17 protein-coding genes and 2 tRNA genes are annotated in these 17829 nt (G+C 64.6%); 16 read left to right on the top strand and 3 right to left on the bottom strand.

Features of this window, described 5'->3' with window-relative positions:
• Positions 1-27: 27 nt before the first annotated feature.
• The 11 genes from RLO07_RS16410 (at position 28) to RLO07_RS16460 (ending at position 9061) form a co-directional block, all read left to right on the top strand.
• The gene (locus tag RLO07_RS16410; RefSeq protein ID WP_462293223.1) at positions 28-651 is read left to right on the top strand and encodes a MotA/TolQ/ExbB proton channel family protein; all 624 of its coding nucleotides are present in this window, start codon (positions 28-30) and stop codon (positions 649-651) included.
• Entirely contained in the window at positions 648-1079 is a 432-nt protein-coding gene (locus tag RLO07_RS16415) for an ExbD/TolR family protein (protein ID WP_462293224.1), read from the top strand. The genes RLO07_RS16410 and RLO07_RS16415 overlap by 4 nt, the downstream gene beginning before the upstream one ends.
• Positions 1072-2892 (top strand): lipid A export permease/ATP-binding protein MsbA, encoded by a 1821-nt coding sequence (gene msbA / locus RLO07_RS16420; RefSeq protein ID WP_462293225.1) that lies wholly within the window; start codon positions 1072-1074, stop codon positions 2890-2892. Before RLO07_RS16415 ends, msbA begins: the two co-directional genes overlap by 8 nt.
• Positions 2885-3889, top strand: a complete 1005-nt coding sequence (gene lpxK / locus RLO07_RS16425; RefSeq protein ID WP_462293226.1) for a tetraacyldisaccharide 4'-kinase — start codon at positions 2885-2887, stop codon at positions 3887-3889. Before msbA ends, lpxK begins: the two co-directional genes overlap by 8 nt.
• Positions 3890-3903: 14 nt before the next feature.
• Entirely contained in the window at positions 3904-4674 is a 771-nt protein-coding gene (gene kdsB / locus RLO07_RS16430) for a 3-deoxy-manno-octulosonate cytidylyltransferase (RefSeq protein ID WP_462293227.1), read from the top strand.
• The gene (locus tag RLO07_RS16435; protein ID WP_462293228.1) at positions 4667-5155 is read left to right on the top strand and encodes a low molecular weight protein-tyrosine-phosphatase; all 489 of its coding nucleotides are present in this window, start codon (positions 4667-4669) and stop codon (positions 5153-5155) included. Before kdsB ends, RLO07_RS16435 begins: the two co-directional genes overlap by 8 nt.
• Positions 5142-6170 (top strand): UDP-N-acetylmuramate dehydrogenase, encoded by a 1029-nt coding sequence (gene murB / locus RLO07_RS16440; RefSeq protein WP_462293229.1) that lies wholly within the window; start codon positions 5142-5144, stop codon positions 6168-6170. Before RLO07_RS16435 ends, murB begins: the two co-directional genes overlap by 14 nt.
• Positions 6167-8002 carry an excinuclease ABC subunit UvrC gene (gene uvrC, locus RLO07_RS16445; protein WP_462293230.1) on the top strand — a complete coding sequence of 612 codons (1836 nt, stop codon included), beginning with the start codon at positions 6167-6169 and terminating at the stop codon, positions 8000-8002. The genes murB and uvrC overlap by 4 nt, the downstream gene beginning before the upstream one ends.
• A gap of 14 nt (positions 8003-8016) precedes the next feature.
• Positions 8017-8589, top strand: coding sequence for a CDP-diacylglycerol--glycerol-3-phosphate 3-phosphatidyltransferase (gene pgsA, locus RLO07_RS16450; RefSeq protein ID WP_462293505.1), 573 nt, complete (start codon positions 8017-8019; stop codon positions 8587-8589).
• 278 nt (positions 8590-8867) lie between these two features.
• A tRNA-Gly gene (locus RLO07_RS16455) sits at positions 8868-8943 on the top strand.
• A gap of 44 nt (positions 8944-8987) precedes the next feature.
• Positions 8988-9061: transfer RNA gene (locus RLO07_RS16460), tRNA-Cys, on the top strand.
• Between the two features lie 14 nt (positions 9062-9075).
• Here the strand turns inward: RLO07_RS16460 and RLO07_RS16465 are convergent.
• Genes RLO07_RS16465 through trxB form a run of 3 tightly spaced genes read right to left on the bottom strand, consistent with a single transcriptional unit; the run spans position 9076 to position 11454 of the window.
• The gene (locus RLO07_RS16465) at positions 9076-9786 is read right to left on the bottom strand and encodes an arginyltransferase (protein WP_462293231.1); all 711 of its coding nucleotides are present in this window, start codon (positions 9784-9786) and stop codon (positions 9076-9078) included.
• A complete protein-coding gene (gene aat, locus RLO07_RS16470; RefSeq protein WP_462293232.1) occupies positions 9783-10499 on the bottom strand; it encodes a leucyl/phenylalanyl-tRNA--protein transferase in 717 nt (238 codons plus the stop codon). The genes RLO07_RS16465 and aat overlap by 4 nt, the downstream gene beginning before the upstream one ends.
• 4 nt (positions 10500-10503) lie before the next feature.
• Positions 10504-11454: a thioredoxin-disulfide reductase gene (trxB, locus tag RLO07_RS16475; protein WP_462293233.1), complete on the bottom strand. Its 951-nt coding sequence runs from the start codon at positions 11452-11454 to the stop codon at positions 10504-10506.
• Between the two features lie 241 nt (positions 11455-11695).
• On the opposite strand from trxB, the gene RLO07_RS16480 reads away from it, so the two are divergent.
• The 5 genes from RLO07_RS16480 to serS all read left to right on the top strand — a co-directional run bounded on the left by RLO07_RS16480 (position 11696) and on the right by serS (position 17829).
• Entirely contained in the window at positions 11696-14008 is a 2313-nt protein-coding gene (locus tag RLO07_RS16480; RefSeq protein ID WP_462293234.1) for a DNA translocase FtsK, read from the top strand.
• 44 nt (positions 14009-14052) lie between these two features.
• Positions 14053-14694, top strand: coding sequence for a LolA family protein (locus RLO07_RS16485; protein ID WP_462293235.1), 642 nt, complete (start codon positions 14053-14055; stop codon positions 14692-14694).
• Between the two features lie 39 nt (positions 14695-14733).
• Positions 14734-16062 (top strand): replication-associated recombination protein A, encoded by a 1329-nt coding sequence (locus RLO07_RS16490; RefSeq protein WP_462293236.1) that lies wholly within the window; start codon positions 14734-14736, stop codon positions 16060-16062.
• 66 nt (positions 16063-16128) lie between these two features.
• Complete coding sequence (gene crcB, locus RLO07_RS16495; protein ID WP_462293237.1) at positions 16129-16503, top strand: fluoride efflux transporter CrcB; 375 nt, start codon at positions 16129-16131, stop codon at positions 16501-16503.
• 33 nt (positions 16504-16536) lie between these two features.
• Entirely contained in the window at positions 16537-17829 is a 1293-nt protein-coding gene (gene serS, locus RLO07_RS16500; protein WP_462293238.1) for a serine--tRNA ligase, read from the top strand.

Genomic DNA, 17829 nt, shown 5'->3' on the forward strand with positions numbered 1-17829 from the left:
GCCTGACTATGGCTACGGATTCTTATTGTGCTGGAACTGGTAACCGCGGGCGGCTGGCTGATGGTGCTGATCCTGCTCTGCTCCATTGTGGCCCTTGCCATCTGTATTGAGCGGCTCTATACCCTCAACCCCAAAAAGATCTCGCCTCCACACCTGCTGGCCACGGTCTGGAAGCAGCTCAAGGCCGGCGAGCTCGACAGTACCCGCCTGCGCAACCTGCGGCAGTCCTCGCCGCTGGGAAGAATCCTGGCCGCGGGACTCGTCAACGCCAGCCATGGTCGCGAGGTCATGAAGGAGAGCATCCAGGACGCCGCCAGCCATGTGGTGCACGAGCTGGAACGCTATCTCAACACTCTCGGCACCATTGCCGCCATCGCGCCGCTACTGGGTCTGCTGGGCACCGTGGTCGGGATGATCAAGGTGTTCGCCCAGATCATGGCCCAGGGTACCGGCAACGCCAGCGCCCTGGCGGGAGGAATTTCCGAGGCCCTGATCACCACCGCTGCCGGACTGGCGGTAGCCATCCCGGCACTGGTCATGCACCGCTATTTCACCGGCCGCATCGACGCCATCGTGGTCGGGCTGGAGCAGGAAACCATCAAGCTGATGGACGCCCTGCATAATGACGAACGCCGGGACGAGCACAATTGAAGTTCCGCCGCCAGCGTCCGGGCGAAGTCAGCGTCAACCTGACCCCGCTCATTGATGTGGTATTCCTGCTGCTGATCTTCTTCATGGTGTCGACCACCTTTACCCGCGAGACCCAGCTCTCCCTGGACCTGCCCGAGGCCAGCGGCGAGGCCCGGGACGCGCCGGAACAGCAAGTGGAAGTCCTGGTGGACGAGCAGGGCCGCTATCGGGTCAATGGCCAGCCGCTGGTTGACAACCGTGTGCGCACCATCCAGTCGGCGATCTACAAGGTTTCCGCCGGCGATACCACCCTGCCACTGGTGATCGCGGCCGACGCCCAGGCCAGCCACCAGGATGTCGTTCGCGCGATGGATGCGGCGGGGCAAATGGGGTTTGTGCATCTCAGCATCAGTACCCGGCAACCGGCGGAGACTGCGACCGGTGACTGAGGTCCCCGCCCGCGACGGCAGCGACTGGCGCCTGTACCGGCGCCTGTTGCGCTACGTGCTGCCCTACTGGTATCTGTTTGCCCTGAGCATCGCCGGCTACGTCCTGTACTCACTCGGCAACGTCCTGCTGGCGGACCTGATGCAGTTCCTGCTGGACTCTCTGAACGGGTCTGCAGAAGCCGCAAACGGCCTGGTAGCGGGCGCCGCCTACAAACTGCTTGACGCGGGCGACATGACCACACTGGAATTCGCCCGCATTGGCGTGCCGGTAGCGATGGTGGTGCTGGCATTTACCCGCGCCATGGGTTACTTCGCCGGCAGCTATTTCATGAACCATGTCGCTCGCAACCTGGTGCACGAAATGCGCCGGGAGCTGTTCAACAAAATGCTGCTTGCCCCCAGCAGCTACTATGACAGTCACAGCCAGGGCGTACTGATCTCCAAGATCACCTTCAATGTGGAGCAGGTCACCGGCGCTGCCACCAAAGCACTCAAGGTCGTGGTGGGGGAGGGGCTGACCGTCATCGGCCTGCTCAGCTACCTGTTCTACCTGAACTGGCGCCTGAGTCTGATTTTCATCCTGGTGGCGCCGTGTATCGCGTTGGTGGTGTCAGTGGTCGGCAAGCATTTTCGGCGCTATAGCCGGCGCATCCAGGATTCCATGGGCGATGTCACCCAGGTCTCCAATGAGAGCATCGGCGGCTACAAGGAAGTGCGCCTGTTCGGGGGACAGCGGCAGCAGGGCGATCGCTTTGAGTTCGCCAGTGCCTACAATCGCAACCAGAGCCTGAAACTGGCGCTGGTGGATGCCCTCAGCACCCCGGTGATACAGACCATGCTGGCAGTGGCCCTGGGCGCCATGGTGTGGTTTGCCCTGAGCCCCGACATTTTGAGCGGCTTCAGTGCCGGCTCTCTGGTCGCGTTCCTGACCGCGGCGGGACTGCTGGGCAAGCCCATCCGCCAGGTCAGCAGCGTCCAGAGCGTGATCCAGCGCGGGCTGGCGGCGGCGGAGGATATTTTCGCCCAGCTGGATCTCGAGGACGAACCCGATACCGGCACTCACAGCGTGAACCGGGCGCGGGGCGACATTGCCTTCGAGCAGCTCAGTTTCGCCTACCCGGGTAGCGACCAGAACGTCCTGCGGAACATCAATTTCAGCATCAAGGCCGGGGAGTCCGTGGCCCTGGTGGGGCGCTCGGGCAGCGGCAAGAGCACCCTGATCCAGTTGCTGGCGCGGTTCTATCCGGTGCAGCAGGGCCGCATCACCCTGGACGGCGTACCGATTGCCGACTACCAGCTGGGCAACCTGCGGCGCCAGCTGGCGATGGTCTCCCAGAATGTGACGCTCTTCAACGATACCGTGTTCAACAATATCGCCTACGGTGACCTCGCCGGTGCCAGTCGCGAGGCGGTGACTGCCGCCTGCGAATCCGCGCATGCCATGGAGTTCATCGACCAGCTGCCCGCGGGCCTGGACACGGTCCTCGGCGACGATGGCTCCGGCCTCAGCGGCGGCCAGCGCCAGCGCCTGGCCATAGCCCGGGCAATCCTCAAGGACGCACCGGTTCTGATTCTCGACGAGGCCACCTCGGCCCTGGACAACGAGTCCGAGCACCGTATCCAGCGCGCCCTGGATACCATTATGCAGAACCGCACCTCGATCGTGATTGCCCACCGCCTGTCCACCGTGGAGCGCGCCGACCGCATCGTGGTGATGGATGCCGGAGAGATCATCGCCAGCGGCAGCCACACCGAGTTGCTGGCCCAGGACGGTCTCTACGCCCAGCTCTACCGTCAGGAATTCAGTGACTGAGCGAACTGCCGAGCCTGCGCTGGTCAGAGCCTGGTATGCGGGAGCCGCCTGGCTGTGGTTGCTGCGGCCACTGGAACTGGTCTACCGGCTGCTGACATGGCTGCGCCGCCAGGCTTTCCGCACCGGGCTTTGCACTGTGTATCGGGCGCCCGTACCCGTGGTGGTGGTGGGCAACATTACTGTCGGCGGCACCGGCAAGACGCCGGTGGTGATTGCCCTGGTGGAGGCCCTGCAGGCGAGGGGCCTGCGCCCCGGCGTCGTCAGCCGCGGTTATGGCGCGGCCAGCGGCGCCACCTTTCCGCACCGGGTCGACGCCACCAGTAGTGCCGCGGACTGCGGTGACGAACCTCTCCTGATCTACCAGCGCACTGGTGTGCCCTGTGTGGTTGCGCCCGACCGGCCAGCGGCGGTGCGGGCCCTGCTGGCGGCGACGCCCGTGGATCTGGTGCTCTGCGATGACGGCCTGCAGCACTATGCCCTGGCCCGGGATTTCGAGATTGCGCTGCTGGACGCGCAGCGTCTGCTGGGCAACGGCTTCTGCCTGCCCGCGGGACCGCTGCGCGAGCCCGTAGCGCGCTTGCGCACAGTGGACTGGATCCTGTACCGGGGCGGCAAGGAGCCGGACACCAGCGTAGACTATGTCATCGACGGCCTGCTGCCCCTGCTCGACGACGGTGAGGCACCACCGCCGGCGCAGGGAGCCGCCGTCCACGCCATCGCCGGCATCGGCCAGCCGGGGCAATTCTTCGCCAGCCTCGAGGCAATGGGCTACCAGGTCACGGGGCACGGTTTTGCCGACCACCACGCCTTTGTCGCCGATGACTTTGCCGGGCTCGGCGAGCGACCGCTTATCATGACCGAGAAAGACGCGGTAAAATGTCGCGCCTTCGCCGGCCAGGGTGGCGTGGGGGAGAACCTGTGGTACCTGAGAATCAGTGCCCGGCTGCCCCCAGCCCTGGTGAACCGGGTCGCTGCCCTGACCCGGCCCGAGCCCTGAACCCCGGAATCCGTATGTCATTTACCGTTGTTATTCCCGCTCGCCACGCTTCCACCCGGCTGCCCGGCAAACCCCTGCTGGACATCGGCGGCCGGCCGATGATCGAGCGGGTCTGGCAGCGGGCCCGGCAGAGTGATGCCGAGCGGGTACTCATTGCCACTGATGACGCGCGGATACGGGACGTGGCGGAAGCGTTTGGCGCGGAGGTCTGCATGACCGATCCCGCGCACCCGTCCGGCACCGACCGGCTGCAGGAAGTCGCGCGCCTGCTGGCACTGGATGATGACGCCATCCTGGTCAACGTGCAGGGCGATGAGCCGCTGATTCCGCCGGCAGTGATCAACCAGGTCGCGGCCAACCTGGCGGCCAATCCGGACTGCGGCGTGGCAACCCTGTGCGTGCCCATCCGCGATCGCCACGAGCTGCACAATCCGAACGTGGTCAAGGTGGTGTTCGATGCTCGCGGTAGTGCGCTGTATTTCAGCCGTGCCGCCATACCCTGGGCCCGGGACAGCTTCGCCTCGGACCCTGAAACGATGCCCGAGGGCGAGCACTGGCAGCGTCACATTGGCATCTACGCCTATCGGGTCGGATTCCTGCACCGCTATGTCAGCTGGCCGCCAGCGCCACTGGAGCGGCTGGAGCAACTGGAGCAGCTGCGGGCGCTGTACCATGACGTCGCCATCCACGTCGCTCCAGCCGTCGTGCCCGTGCCCGGCGGGGTGGATACCGCTGCCGACCTCGCGGCCATCAATGCACTGCTGGCGGAGGGCCATAATGACTGATGCTGTTACCCGTGTGCTGTTCGTCTGCCTCGGCAATATCTGTCGCTCACCAACCGCCGACGCGGTATTGCGCCTGTGGGTGCAGGAGCGTGGCCTGGCCGGACACATCCGGGTAGACTCCTGTGGCACTGCCGGCTGGCATGTCGGCAAGCCGCCGGATCCGCGCAGCGTCGCGGCGGCGCGGGAGCGCGGCTACGATCTCAGCCCGCTGCGAGCACGGCAGCTTTGCTGGGAGGATTATTTCGACTTCGACTACATGCTGGCGATGGATGAGAGCAATCTCGAGATCCTGCGCCGGGAAGCGCCGCTGGACTACGCCGGGCATATCGGCCTGCTGCTGGACTTCGCGCCGCAGGCCCCCGAGCGCGAAGTTCCGGATCCCTATTACGGAGATGGTGGCGGCTTTGTCCGGGTGCTGGAGCTGGTGGAGGCTGCCAACGAGGGATTGCTGGCAGAGATTGGACGCCGTGAGCGGAGTTGAAATTGCGCCCCGGCCGCGCAATACCCTGCGGCTGCACTCCAGCCCCCGCGCCCTGCGCTGCGTCACCAGCACCGCCGAGCTGGAGCGGGCCCTGCGCTGGGCGCGCAGCAACAAACTCGCCGTAGTCCCGCTGGGGGAGGGCAGCAATGTCGTTCTGCTGCCGAAGATCAATGCCCTGGTGCTGCAGGTTCAACTCACAGGTCGCGAGGTGCTGCAGCGGGACGACGAGCAGGTGCTGTTGCGCATCGGGGCGGGCGAGAACTGGCACGCGCTGGTGGCCTGGACAGTGGCCGAAGGCTACTGCGGGCTGGAGAACCTGGCTCTGATCCCTGGCACGATGGGCGCCGCCCCGGTGCAGAATATCGGTGCCTATGGTCGTGAGCTGGGGCCCTTCGTTGCCGCCGTCCACGCCCTGCGCTGCGCGGATGCCAGCCCGCTGCGCCTGAGCCAGGCGGACTGCCGCTTTGGCTACCGCGACAGCGTGTTCAAGCAGGCGTTGCGCGACCAGGTCGTGATCACCCACGTGGATCTGCGACTACCCGTGTGGACCACGCCCGAAACGAGCTACCCCGGCCTGCGGGAAGCCCTTGAGCAGCGTGGCGATGCGGATTCGCCGACACCACAGGCGGTATTCGACGCGGTGGTAGCCCTGCGCCAGGCCAAACTCCCGGACCCGGTCCGGGAGCCCAATGTCGGCAGTTTCTTCAAGAACCCGCTGCTGCCCCGGGCCCGGGCGGAAGCACTGTGCGCTGAATATCCCGAGCTGCCGCTGTATCCGGCCGGCCCCGGGTACAGCAAGCTCCCCGCGGCCTGGCTGATCGAGCGCGCCGGCTGGAAGGGCTGCCGTCGCGGCGCCGTCGGGGTGCATCCGGGCCACGCCCTGGTACTGGTAAACTACGGCGCCGACGATGGCAGCGAGCTGCTGGGTCTGGCAGCTGACATCCAGGCTGACGTAGAGGCGAAATTTGCGATTACGCTGGAACTGGAACCGCGGGTCTACGGAGAACCGGCGTGAGCGGTTTCGATCAGGAAAGTTTCCTCAAGCAGCTGACCACCCGGCCGGGCGTCTACCAGATGTACGACGCCGAGGGCAAACTGCTCTACGTGGGCAAGGCCCGCAATCTGCGCGCCCGGGTCAGCAGCTACTTCCGCGCCAGTGGACTGACCACCAAGACCATGGCACTGGTGGCAAAGATCGCCGACATCCAGGTCACGGTGACCTCCACCGAGGTGGATGCGCTGTTGCTGGAACACAACCTGATCAAGAGTCACCGGCCGCCCTACAACATCCTGCTGCGGGACGACAAATCCTATCCCTATATTTTCCTGTCCACCGAGGATGAATTTCCGCGCCTGAGCCTGCATCGGGGCGCCAAGCGCCGCAAGGGCACCTACTTCGGGCCCTACCCCAGCGCCTCGGCAGTGCGTGAATCCCTGCATTTCCTGCAGAAAGTGTTCCGGGTGCGCCAGTGCGAGGACAGTTTTTTCCGCAACCGCTCCCGACCCTGCCTGCAGCACCAGATCGACCGCTGCACCGCGCCCTGTGTCGGCCTGGTCTCCGCGGAGGACTATGCGGAGCAGGTACAGCACACCGCCCTGTTCCTGGGCGGCAAGTCGCAGGAGCTGATGGTGCGGCTGGCGGATGACATGGAACAGGCCGCGGCGGCGCTGGAGTATGAAAAGGCGGCCGTGTATCGCGACCAGCTGAGCCAGTTGCAGCATGTCCAGGCCAGCCAGGGCATCGAGGGCGCCAGCGGCGAGCTGGATATCCTCGCTGCCGTCGTCGAGGGCGGCCGCGCCTGTGTCCAGGTATTGTTCGTGCGCAATGCCCAGGTGCTGGGCAGCAAGACCTATTACCCGCCGTTGAAACTGGATGAAAGTATCGACGAGGTGCTGGCGGCGTTCCTGCCCCAGTTTTACCTGGCCGCGGCCCGCCCCATACCCGGCGAGATCATCGTCAATGAATTGCCCGATGGGAGCGACAGCCTGGCTCGGGCGCTGACAACCCAGGCCGGGCGCAAGGTGGCGATCCGCTCGCGGGTACGGGATGCCCGGGCGCGCTGGCTGCAGCTGGCGCAGCAGACGGCGGAAACCAACTTGCGCTCACACCTGGCGGGGCGCCAGTCCACCCTGGAGCGCCTGCAGGCATTGCAGGCGCAACTCGGCTTGTCCCGGTTACCCGAGCGCATGGAGTGCTTCGATATCAGCCACAGCTCCGGCGAGGCCACCGTCGCATCCTGTGTGGTATTCGACCAGAACGGCCCGCGCAAATCCGATTACCGCCGCTTCAACATCGACGGGATCACCGCCGGCGATGACTACGCGGCCATGCAGCAGGCTCTGGAGCGGCGTTACAAGCGCCTGCAGGCGGGGGAGGGCAGCCTGCCGGACATTCTCTTCATTGACGGTGGCAAGGGCCAGGTCGCCCAGGCCATGAGCGTACTGGCGGACCTGCAGCTATCGGGAATCGAGGTAGTGGGCGTCGCCAAGGGCGTCACCCGTAAAGCGGGTTTCGAGACCCTGGTCCGCGGCCAGGGCGGCGCCGAGCAGCAACTGCGCGGCGACAATCCGGCCCTGCACCTGATCCAGGCGATTCGCGACGAGGCCCACCGCTTTGCCATCACAGGCCATCGCGCCCGCAGGGACAAGACTCGCACGCAATCCAGCCTGGAAGGTATCCCCGGTATCGGGGCGAAGCGCCGGCGGGAGTTGCTGCGCCACTTCGGCAGCGCCGCCGGGGTCAGCAATGCCAACGTCGCCGAGCTGAAAAAAATCAGCGGGATCAGTGCAACGCTGGCGCAACAGATATACGATCACCTGCATGGCAGTGGCCCCCTGGAAGAGTAGCCAACAACTTGAGCATCAATATTCCCAACGCGCTGACTATCATGCGCATCCTTCTGATCCCGGTACTCGTGGTCGTTTTCTACATGCCGTTTACGCACCACCTGCTGGTCGCCGCCGTGATATTCACCGTGGCGGCCGTCACCGACTGGCTGGACGGTTACCTGGCCCGGCGCCTGGGGCAGATGACCAAGTTTGGCGCCTTCCTCGATCCGGTGGCGGACAAGCTGATGGTGGCCGTGGCCCTGGTGTTGCTGGTGGAGCGTCACGACACCATCCTGTTGACCCTCGCCGCCAGCGTCATCATCGGCCGCGAGATTGTGGTCTCCGCGCTGCGGGAGTGGATGGCCGAGCTGGGCCAGCGCACCTCCGTGGCCGTGTCCTACATCGGCAAGGTCAAGACCGCGTTCCAGATGATCGCCATCATCGGCCTGCTGGCCATCGACCCGGTACGCGATGAAAGCTGGCTGCTGGCCCTGTGCTACCTGATGCTCTACGCAGCCGCCGTACTGACCCTCTGGTCGATGATCATCTACCTGCGGGCTGCCGCGGAAGTCATGAAAACGCAGGACGACGACCGTTCTCCTTGACAGGGGCCGCACAACTCATAGAATAGGCGCCCTCACGCGTGCCTCCCTGCTGGACATGCGAGAACTGCGGGAATAGCTCAGTTGGTAGAGCGCAACCTTGCCAAGGTTGAGGGGGGGCGCCCAGCCTCGCCGGTTCCGGCGACCAGCGCGGCAGTAGTAACGAAGTAACAGTGCGGGAATAGCTCAGTTGGTAGAGCGCAACCTTGCCAAGGTTGAGGGGGGGCGCCCAGCCTCGCCGGTTCCAGCGACCAGCGCGGCAGTAGTAACGAAGTAACAGTGCGGGAATAGCTCAGTTGGTAGAGCGCAACCTTGCCAAGGTTGAGGTCGCCGGTTCGAACCCGGTTTCCCGCTCCAACATCTACCCCCGATAACCACCGTGGGTACGACAGATTTAAAATGGCTCGGTGGCAGAGTGGTTATGCAGCGGATTGCAAATCCGTCAACGCCGGTTCGATTCCGACCCGAGCCTCCATTTTCAGATTCAGTTTAAGGACCCCCCTGCCACTGGCTGTCGACATACAGCTCCAGCGGCTGGTACGCGGCCTTGTACGACATCTTGTCGCAATCGCGGATCCAGTAACCCAGGTACAAATAATCCAGGCCCATCTCCTGCGCCTGCTCGATCTGCCAGAGTATGGCGTAGCTGCCGAGGCTGCGGCGCTCCTCTCCGGGTTCAAAGAAGGTGTAGATGGCCGACAGGCCGTCGATCAGGACATCCACCACCGCGATTCCCAGCAGGCGCTCGCCGGCGAAAAAACGGTAGTAGCGGGTGCAGCCCCAGGCATTGTTGAGAAAGGACTGGTACTGCTCGCGGTCCGGCGGGTACATGTCACCGTCTGCGTGGCGCTGCTCGATGTAGCGGTAGTAGAGATCGTAGGCCGCCTCGTCGCGGATGTCGTCGCAGCGCTGCACCCGCAAATCCGCGTTGCGGGCCCAGGTGCGGCGCTGGGCGCGGTTGGGGGCAAACCGGTTGACGGGAATCCGGGCCGGGATGCAGGCATTGCAGCGACCGCAATGGGGCCGGTAGATATGGTTGCCGCTGCGGCGAAAGCCCATGTGCGACAGCCGGCTGTAGAGCAATTGGTCCACCTCCTGCCGGGGATCGATAAACAGGGTTGTGGCTTCCTGGTCTTTCAGGTAGCTGCAGGTGTGGGGGTAGGTGGTATACACCTTCAGGTCCCGCAGGGATGAGGTCACGGTAGCAGGTCTCCGCAGTAGGCCGGCAGGGCCCAGATCGCCGGATCAACAATCTCATCCACAGTTTGGGCAAGCTCCGCCTCAAAGTCCAGCCTGCTGATGTTGCGTGCCCCCATTGTGTTCATGTGCGCACTTTCCACCTGACAGTCAATCAGCCGGAAGCCGCCGCGGCGGAGAATGTGCACCAGGGCAACCAGTGCCACCCGGGAGGCGCTGGGCAGCCGCGAAAACATCGACTCGCCGAAGAACATCCGCCCGACTGCAACCCCATACACCCCACCTGCCAGCTGGCCATCCAGGTCCAGCACCTCCACGGAGTGGGCAATGCCGCGGCGATGCAGGCCCAGGTAGGCCTGCAGCATCTCCTCGCCAATCCAGGTGCCATCACTGCCCCGGCGGGGGCCAGCGCAGGCCGTGATCACCGCAGCGAAACGCCGGTCCACCGCCAGCCCGAACTGGTTGCGGCGCAGGGTCTTGCGCAGGGAGCGGGCGACATGGAGATCTTCCAGATAGAGGACGGAGCGAGGGTCCGGGGTCCACCACAGCACCGGCTGTGGCGCCTCGTACCAGGGAAAGATGCCCCGGCGGTAGGCTGCCAGAAGTCGCTCGGGGGCGAGCCCGCCACCGGCAGCCAGCAGGCCGTTGGGGTAATCAAGGGCCAGGCGGGTAGAAGGGAAATCCTGCCCCGGCGCCAGGCGGACGATCCCTGCCACAGTGTCAGGCCAGGTTGTCGAGGTACTTTTCCGCGTCCAGCGCCGCCATGCAACCGAAGCCCGCCGAGGTGATGGCCTGGCGGTAGACGTGGTCGCCCACGTCACCGGCGGCAAACACGCCAGCCACGCTGGTCGCCGTGGCGTTGCCCTCGGTGCCGCTGTGGATGGTGATATAGCCATTCTGCATGGCCAGCTGGCCCTGGAACATGTCGGTATTGGGCTTGTGGCCAATGGCGATGAATACGCCGGCGAGGTCGATGTCGGTGGTGTCATCGTCCGCGGTGGATTTGACCCGCATGCCGGTGACGCCGCTGGCATCGCCCAGCACCTCATCCAGGGTATGGTTCCAGAGAATCCGTACCTTGCCTTCCTGCTCACGCTTGAACAGGCGATCCTGCAGCACCTTTTCCGCCCGCAGGCTGTCGCGGCGATGCACCAGTGTCACCTCTGACGCAATATTGGCGAGATACAGCGCTTCCTCCACCGCGGTATTGCCGCCGCCGATCACCGCCACCTTCTGGTTGCGGTAGAAAAAGCCGTCGCAGGTGGCACAGGCGCTAACGCCCTTGCCCATGAAGGCCTCCTCGCTGGACAGGCCCAGGTACTGGGCGGAGGCGCCGGTCGCTATGATCAGCGCATCGCAGCTGTAGCGGTTGCTGCCGGTCAGCTGGAAGGGGCGTACCGCAAGGTCGACCGCGTCGATGTGATCGAAGACCACCGAGGTCTCGAAGCGCTCCACATGGGCCTGCATCTGCTGCATGAGTTCGGGCCCCTGCAGTTCCGCATGGCCGCCGGGCCAGTTTTCCACTTCGGTAGTAGTGGTGAGCTGCCCGCCCTGTTGCATCCCCGTGATCACAACAGGCTTCAGGTTGGCCCTTGCGGCGTAGACGGCGGCAGTATAGCCCGCGGGCCCGGAACCCAGAATGATCAGGGGGTGGTGTTGGACGTCGCTCATAGTGGTCATTTCCCGATTGCTGGTGTTAAATGAGGTGCTCGTGTCGGCCACGCAGGCCGCTGACCCCGGGAGTTAATGGGGGCACGCTATGGTAATGTAAAGCCCGCCTGTCGGCAAAGCCGAGGCCATTTCTAAATATCCGTTATAAGCTTTTGAATATCATCATAAAATAAGTCACAATTGCCGAAGTAATTTGCGCGGCACTGGCTTTTCGCCAGCGTGCACAAGGGGATAGCAAGGCGTGCCGGAAAAAACCCGCAACGACACTGTATTGGGCCCGCGACTGCGCGAGGGGGCTTTTATCGCCGTTGGCGCCATCTGCCTGTACCTGTTGCTGGCACTGACCACCTACAGTCCCCAGGACCCGGGCTGGTCGGCGACCGGCGTCGGCACCCGTATCGCCAACGCCGGCGGTCCCACTGGCGCCTGGGTCGCGGACGTCGCCTTCTCGCTGGTGGGTTACGCGGCGTACCTGTTTCCGCTGCTGCTGGCCTACCGCGCCCTGATCATCCTCCGCGAGCGTCACAGTCACAAGGCCTTTGACTGGGTCACGTTCAGCATCCGCGGCCTGGGCCTGGTGCTGGTGATGATCGCCGGAACGGCGCTGGCCGCGATGAATGAAAGCGGCAATTCCGGCCTGCCCCAGGGCGCCGGCGGCATTCTCGGCCAGGCGATCGGCGATGCCTTTACCGCAGCCTTCAGTGCCATCGGCAGCAGGCTGATCCTGCTCGCTGTATTCCTGTTCGGCATGACCATCTTCACCGACCTCAGTTGGCTGAAGCTGAGCGAGCGCCTCGGGCGCTGGAGCCTGGGGCTCTACGGGCGTTCGCAGCGCTGGTTCATCGCCACCTTCGACCGGATCCGGGACCGCCGCGAGCGGGAGAAGGCCCTGGAGGCGCGCAAGGCGGTCATCGACGAGCACGTGGAGCGCAGCAAGCAGCGCAAGCCACCGAAGATCAAGCCTTTCACACCCAAGGTTGAGAAGAGCGAGCGGGTCGAGAAAGAGAAACAACAGGTGTTGTTCGACGCGCCGGTAACCGGCGAGTTGCCAGCTCTGGGCCTGCTGGATGCGCAGATCAAGGATCCTGACAAGGGATTCTCCGAGGAAGCGCTCTCGGGCATGTCGCGGCTGCTGGAATTGAAGCTGGCGGATTTCGGTATCAGCGCCGAGGTAGTGGCGGTCTACCCCGGCCCGGTAATCACCCGCTTCGAGATCCAGCCGGCCGCGGGAGTGAAGGTGTCACGCATTTCCAACCTGGCCAAGGACCTGGCGCGCTCGCTGGCGGTGATCAGTGTGCGGGTGGTCGAGGTGATCCCCGGCAAGTCGGTGGTGGGCATTGAAATTCCCAATGAGGACCGGGAGATCGTCAATTTCCGCGAGGTACTGTCATCCCGGGCCTTCGACCACTCCAAGTCACCGCTGACCCTGGCCCTGGGCCACGACATCTCCGGTGAACCGGTGGTGGCAGACCTGGCGAAGATGCCGCACCTGCTGGTGGCGGGCACCACCGGCTCCGGCAAGTCCGTGGGCGTCAACGCCATGCTCCTGAGCCTCTTGTACAAGTCCACTCCCGCGGAAGTACGGCTGATGATGGTGGACCCGAAAATGCTGGAACTGTCGGTCTATGACGGCATTCCGCACCTGTTGACCCCGGTCATCACCGACATGAAGGATGCCGCCAATGGCCTGCGCTGGTGCGTGGCGGAAATGGAGCGCCGCTACAAGCTGATGGCGCACCTGGGCGTGCGCAACCTGGCGGGTTACAACCGCAAGATTGCCGACGCGATCAAGGAGGGCAAGCCGATAGTGGATCCGACCTGGAAACCGGACCCCCTGTTTGCGGTCACCGATGAGGAGCAGGTGGCGCCAGCACTGGAACACCTGCCGTCGATTGTCGTGGTGATCGACGAGTTCGCCGACATGATGATGATCGTCGGCAAGAAGGTCGAGGAACTGATCGCGCGTATCGCCCAGAAGGCGCGGGCTGCGGGCATCCACCTGATCCTGGCCACCCAGCGCCCTTCGGTCGACGTCATTACCGGTCTGATCAAGGCCAACATCCCCACCCGGATCGCTTTCCAGGTGTCATCCAAGATTGACTCTCGCACCATTCTCGACCAGGGCGGGGCGGAGCAGTTGCTGGGCCACGGCGACATGCTCTATCTGCCGCCGGGCTCGGGGCTGCCGACCCGGGTCCACGGCGCTTTCTGCTCTGACGAGGAAGTGCACCGGGTGGTCGCGGACTGGAAACGGCGCGGGCAACCAAAATATATCGACGGCCTGCTCGACGAGGGCAGCACTACGCCGGTCACCGCCGGGGAACTCCAGGCCAGTAATGGTGACGAAGATCCCGAGAGTGACAATCTCTACGACGAGGCAGTGCACTACGTGACCCAGAGCCGGCGCGCCTCCATTTCTTCGGTCCAGCGCAAGCTGCGCATTGGTTACAACCGGGCGGCGCGCCTGATCGAGGCCATGGAGCAGGCGGGCGTGGTCAGCGAGATGAGCAGCAACGGCCAGCGTGAAGTACTGGCGCCGCCACCGCCAGAGTAACTGCAGCAGTGTCCATCAATGTCCCCGCACACAGGAAAACCGCCGTGCCCCATGCCCTGATCCGTCTCCATCTGCGCGCCAGCCTTGCTGCAGGTGTTGTACTTTGCCTGCTGTTGGCGCCCGCCCTGCGGGCCGAGCCCGTGGACGAACTGCTGCAGGCACTGCAGGGCATTGAGCGCCTGCAGGGTGAGTTTCACCAGCGTCAGTACGCCGCCGATGGCAGCGTCAGCGCCGAGTCCACGGGCCGCTTCAAGCTGCTGCGGCCCGGCTACTTCGCCTGGGAGATCAACAGCCCCGACAGCCAGCTTATTATCGCCAATCCCGAGTATCTGTGGCATCACGACCGCGACCTGGAAACCGTGACGCGGCGCCCCGTGGCCGGCAGCGAAGCCATGACGCCGTTGCAGGTGCTGGGCGGTGACGGCGAGGCCCTGCGCCGGGACTATGTGGTCAGCCGGGACGCCGACGGCCGTTTCGTGCTGCAGCCGCACAATCCGGATGCCGGTTTCCTGCAATTGGCCCTGACCATTGCCGGCGCCGAAGTTCGCGGCATGGAGGTGCTGGATAACCTCAACCAGCAGGTGGTGATCGAGTTCACTGGCCTGGACACGACCAGCCCACTGGCGCCGATGGACTTCGACTTCAGCCCGCCGCCGGACGCGGACCTGCTCTACAATGAAGAATAATGTAGGAGCCCGCTCCGCGGGCGATCGCGCAGGCATGTCATGAGCACCGACCTGTTCAGCGACGTGCCAGACCCGGGTTACCAGCCACTGGCTGCGCGCCTGCGTCCGTTGACCCTGGAAGAGTTTGCCGGCCAGAGTCACCTGCTGGGGCCCGGCAAGCCCCTGCGCCAGGCGATAGAACGGCAACAGCTGCACTCAATGATCTTCTGGGGCCCGCCCGGCGTGGGCAAGACCACGCTGGCACGGATTGTTGCTGCTGCCGGTAATGCCCAGTTCCTGCAGCTTTCCGCGGTACTGTCCGGGGTCAGGGAGATCCGGGAGGCGATCGCCCAGGCCCGGCAACACCGTGCAGCGGGCCGCGACACCGTGCTGTTTGTCGACGAGGTACACCGCTTCAACAAGTCCCAGCAGGACGCCTTCCTGCCGCATGTGGAGGACGGAACGGTGATTTTTATTGGCGCCACCACGGAGAATCCGTCTTTCGAGCTCAACAATGCGCTGCTGTCCCGCTCCCGCGTCTACAAACTGCGCTCGCTTGAGGACGCCGACCTGCTGGACGTGCTGCGGCGCGGCCTGGCCGCTATGGAACCGGCAGTGACCGCAAGCGCGGACTGCCTGCGCCAGATTGCCACCCAGGCCGACGGCGATGCCCGCCGCGCCCTGAACCTGCTGGAGCTGGCGGCGGACCTGGCGGAGGAGGGTGCGGCCGGGCGCGAGATCACCGCAACGACCCTGGCGGAAGTACTGCAGGCCTCACTGCGCCGGTTCGACAAGGGCGGCGACCTCTTCTACGACCAGATCAGCGCGCTGCACAAGGCAGTGCGCGGTTCCTCTCCGGACGCCGCCTTGTACTGGCTCTGCCGTATGCTCGATGGCGGCTGTGACCCGCTGTACCTGGCCCGCCGCGTGGTGCGCATGGCCAGCGAGGATATCGGCAATGCCGACCCGCGGGCCATGGGGCTTTGCCTGGATGCCTGGCAGGTACAGGAACGCCTGGGCAGCCCCGAGGGCGAACTGGCCATCGCCCAGGCCGTGGTCTACCTGGCCTGCGCGCCGAAGAGCAACGCGGTGTACAGCGCGTTCAAGGCTGCGATGGTGGATGTGGGCGCCCATGGCAGCGACGAGGTGCCGCTGCACCTGCGCAACGCACCCACGGCACTGATGCAGGCCGAGGGCCACGGCGACGACTACCGCTATGCCCACGATGAGGAGGAGGGCTATGCCGCGGGCGAAAATTACTTCCCGGAGGCCCTGCGCGAGCGCCACTACTATGCGCCGGTTGATCGCGGCCTGGAGCAGAAAATCCGCGCCAAGCTGGACTATTTGCGCCAGCGCGACCGCGACAGTCCACGCCAGCGCTATCCCTGACCTGCTGCCTTTCAGCGACAAAATCAGTACAATGCGCCCCTTCTGAGCGGCCGCCATGACAAGCCCATGCAATACCTGTTGTTCATAGCCCTCGGTGGCGCCACCGGCTCGGTATCGCGCTACCTGCTGGCGCAGTGGACCCAGGCCCAATGGCAGGGTGTTTTTCCGCTGGGCACGCTGCTGGTCAACTTTGCGGGCTCCTTCGGCATCGGCGTGATTTTCGTGTTGCTGGAGAGACAGGTATTGCACCCGGACTGGCGCGGGGTGCTGATGGTGGGATTCCTCGGCGCATTTACCACCTTTTCCACCTTCTCCCTGGAAGCGATTACGCTCTGGGAATCGGGTCACGCAGGCCAGGCCCTGGGCTATATGCTGGCCAGTGTGGCGCTCTGTGTGGCCGGCGCCGGCGCCGCCATTACCCTGACCCGCGCTCTGCTGTAGGCGCCGGGCAAACCGAACAACAGGACAGACACGATGTTGGATATCAAGACAGTGCGCCAGGACCCGGAAGCCGTCGCCGCGCAACTCGCTCGTCGCGGCTTCGAGTTTGACGTCGCCGCCTTTCAGGCACTGGACGCACGCCGCAAGCAGGCGGACATGGACAGCCAGGCGCTTCTCGCGGAACGGAAAAGCGCCTCGAAAAAAATCGGCCAGCTGGTCGGCGAGGGCATGAGCGTTGATGCCGCCAAGGCCCAGGTCAACGAGATTCTGGAGAAAATCGCAGCTCAACTCGACGACCTCACGGACCAGGCAAAGCGCGTACAGGCGGAACTCGACGAGCTGTTGTCGGGAGTTCCCAACCTGCTGGCGACGGACGTCCCCGACGGCAAGGGCGAAGATGAGAATGTGGAACTGGCGCGCTGGGGCGAGCCGCGCCGCTTTGATTTCCCGGTGCTGGATCACGTGGCGCTGGGTGAGAAGCTGCAGCAGCTGGACGCCGAGACCGGGGGCAAGATTACCGGCTCGCGCTTTACCGTCATGTACGGCCCCCTGGCACGGCTGCACCGGGCCCTGATCCAGTTCATGCTCAACCTGCACACCGGCGAACACGGTTACCGGGAGATCTACGTGCCCTATATCGTCAACTGGGAGTCCCTGCACGGTACCGGCCAATTGCCCAAGTTCGCCGAAGACCTGTTCAAGCTGGAAGGGGAGCAGGACTATTACCTGATCCCGACGGCCGAAGTACCGGTCACCAATGTCGCCCGCGACCGTATCTTCGAAGACGCGGAACTGGGTGAACACGGTGTTCGGTTCGCCTGCCACAGCCCCTGTTTTCGCAGCGAGGCCGGCAGCTACGGCCGCGACACCCGCGGCATGATTCGCCAGCACCAGTTCGAGAAGGTGGAGTTGGTGCAGTTGGTGCGCCCGCAGGAATCCGATGCCGCCCTGGAGGCCCTGACCGGCCACGCCGAGCGGGTCTTGCAGCTGCTGGAGCTGCCCTACCGCAAGATGGCACTGTGCGCGGGCGACACCGGCTTTTCCGCCCACCGCACCTACGATCTGGAAGTGTGGCTGCCGGCCCAGGAAACCTACCGGGAAATTTCCTCCTGCAGCAATTTTCGTGACTTCCAGGCCCGGCGCATGCAGGCGCGCTGGCGCAACCCCGAGACCGGCAAACCCGAACTGCTGCACACGATCAACGGCTCCGGACTCGCGGTCGGCCGCACCCTGGTGGCAATTCTGGAAAACTGCCAACAGGCAGATGGTTCGGTGACGGTGCCCTCGGTACTGGCGCCCTATATGGGCGGCCTGACGACGCTGTAG

This window comes from Haliea sp. (assembly GCF_040221975.1).
In the GTDB taxonomy this organism is placed as follows: Bacteria; Pseudomonadota; Gammaproteobacteria; order Pseudomonadales; family Halieaceae; genus Haliea.

Bases quoted from the DNA above. Each gene is read 5' to 3' on its own strand.
- trxB (WP_462293233.1), bottom strand. From the start codon at position 11,454: ATGAGCGACGTCCAACACCACCCCCTGATCATTCTGGGTTCCGGGCCC.
- serS (WP_462293238.1), top strand. From the start codon at position 16,537: ATGTTGGATATCAAGACAGTGCGCCAGGACCCGGAAGCCGTCGCCGCG.
- RLO07_RS16490 (WP_462293236.1), top strand. From the start codon at position 14,734: ATGAGCACCGACCTGTTCAGCGACGTGCCAGACCCGGGTTACCAGCCA.
- RLO07_RS16435 (WP_462293228.1), top strand. From the start codon at position 4,667: ATGACTGATGCTGTTACCCGTGTGCTGTTCGTCTGCCTCGGCAATATC.
- kdsB (WP_462293227.1), top strand. From the start codon at position 3,904: ATGTCATTTACCGTTGTTATTCCCGCTCGCCACGCTTCCACCCGGCTG.
- crcB (WP_462293237.1), top strand. From the start codon at position 16,129: ATGCAATACCTGTTGTTCATAGCCCTCGGTGGCGCCACCGGCTCGGTA.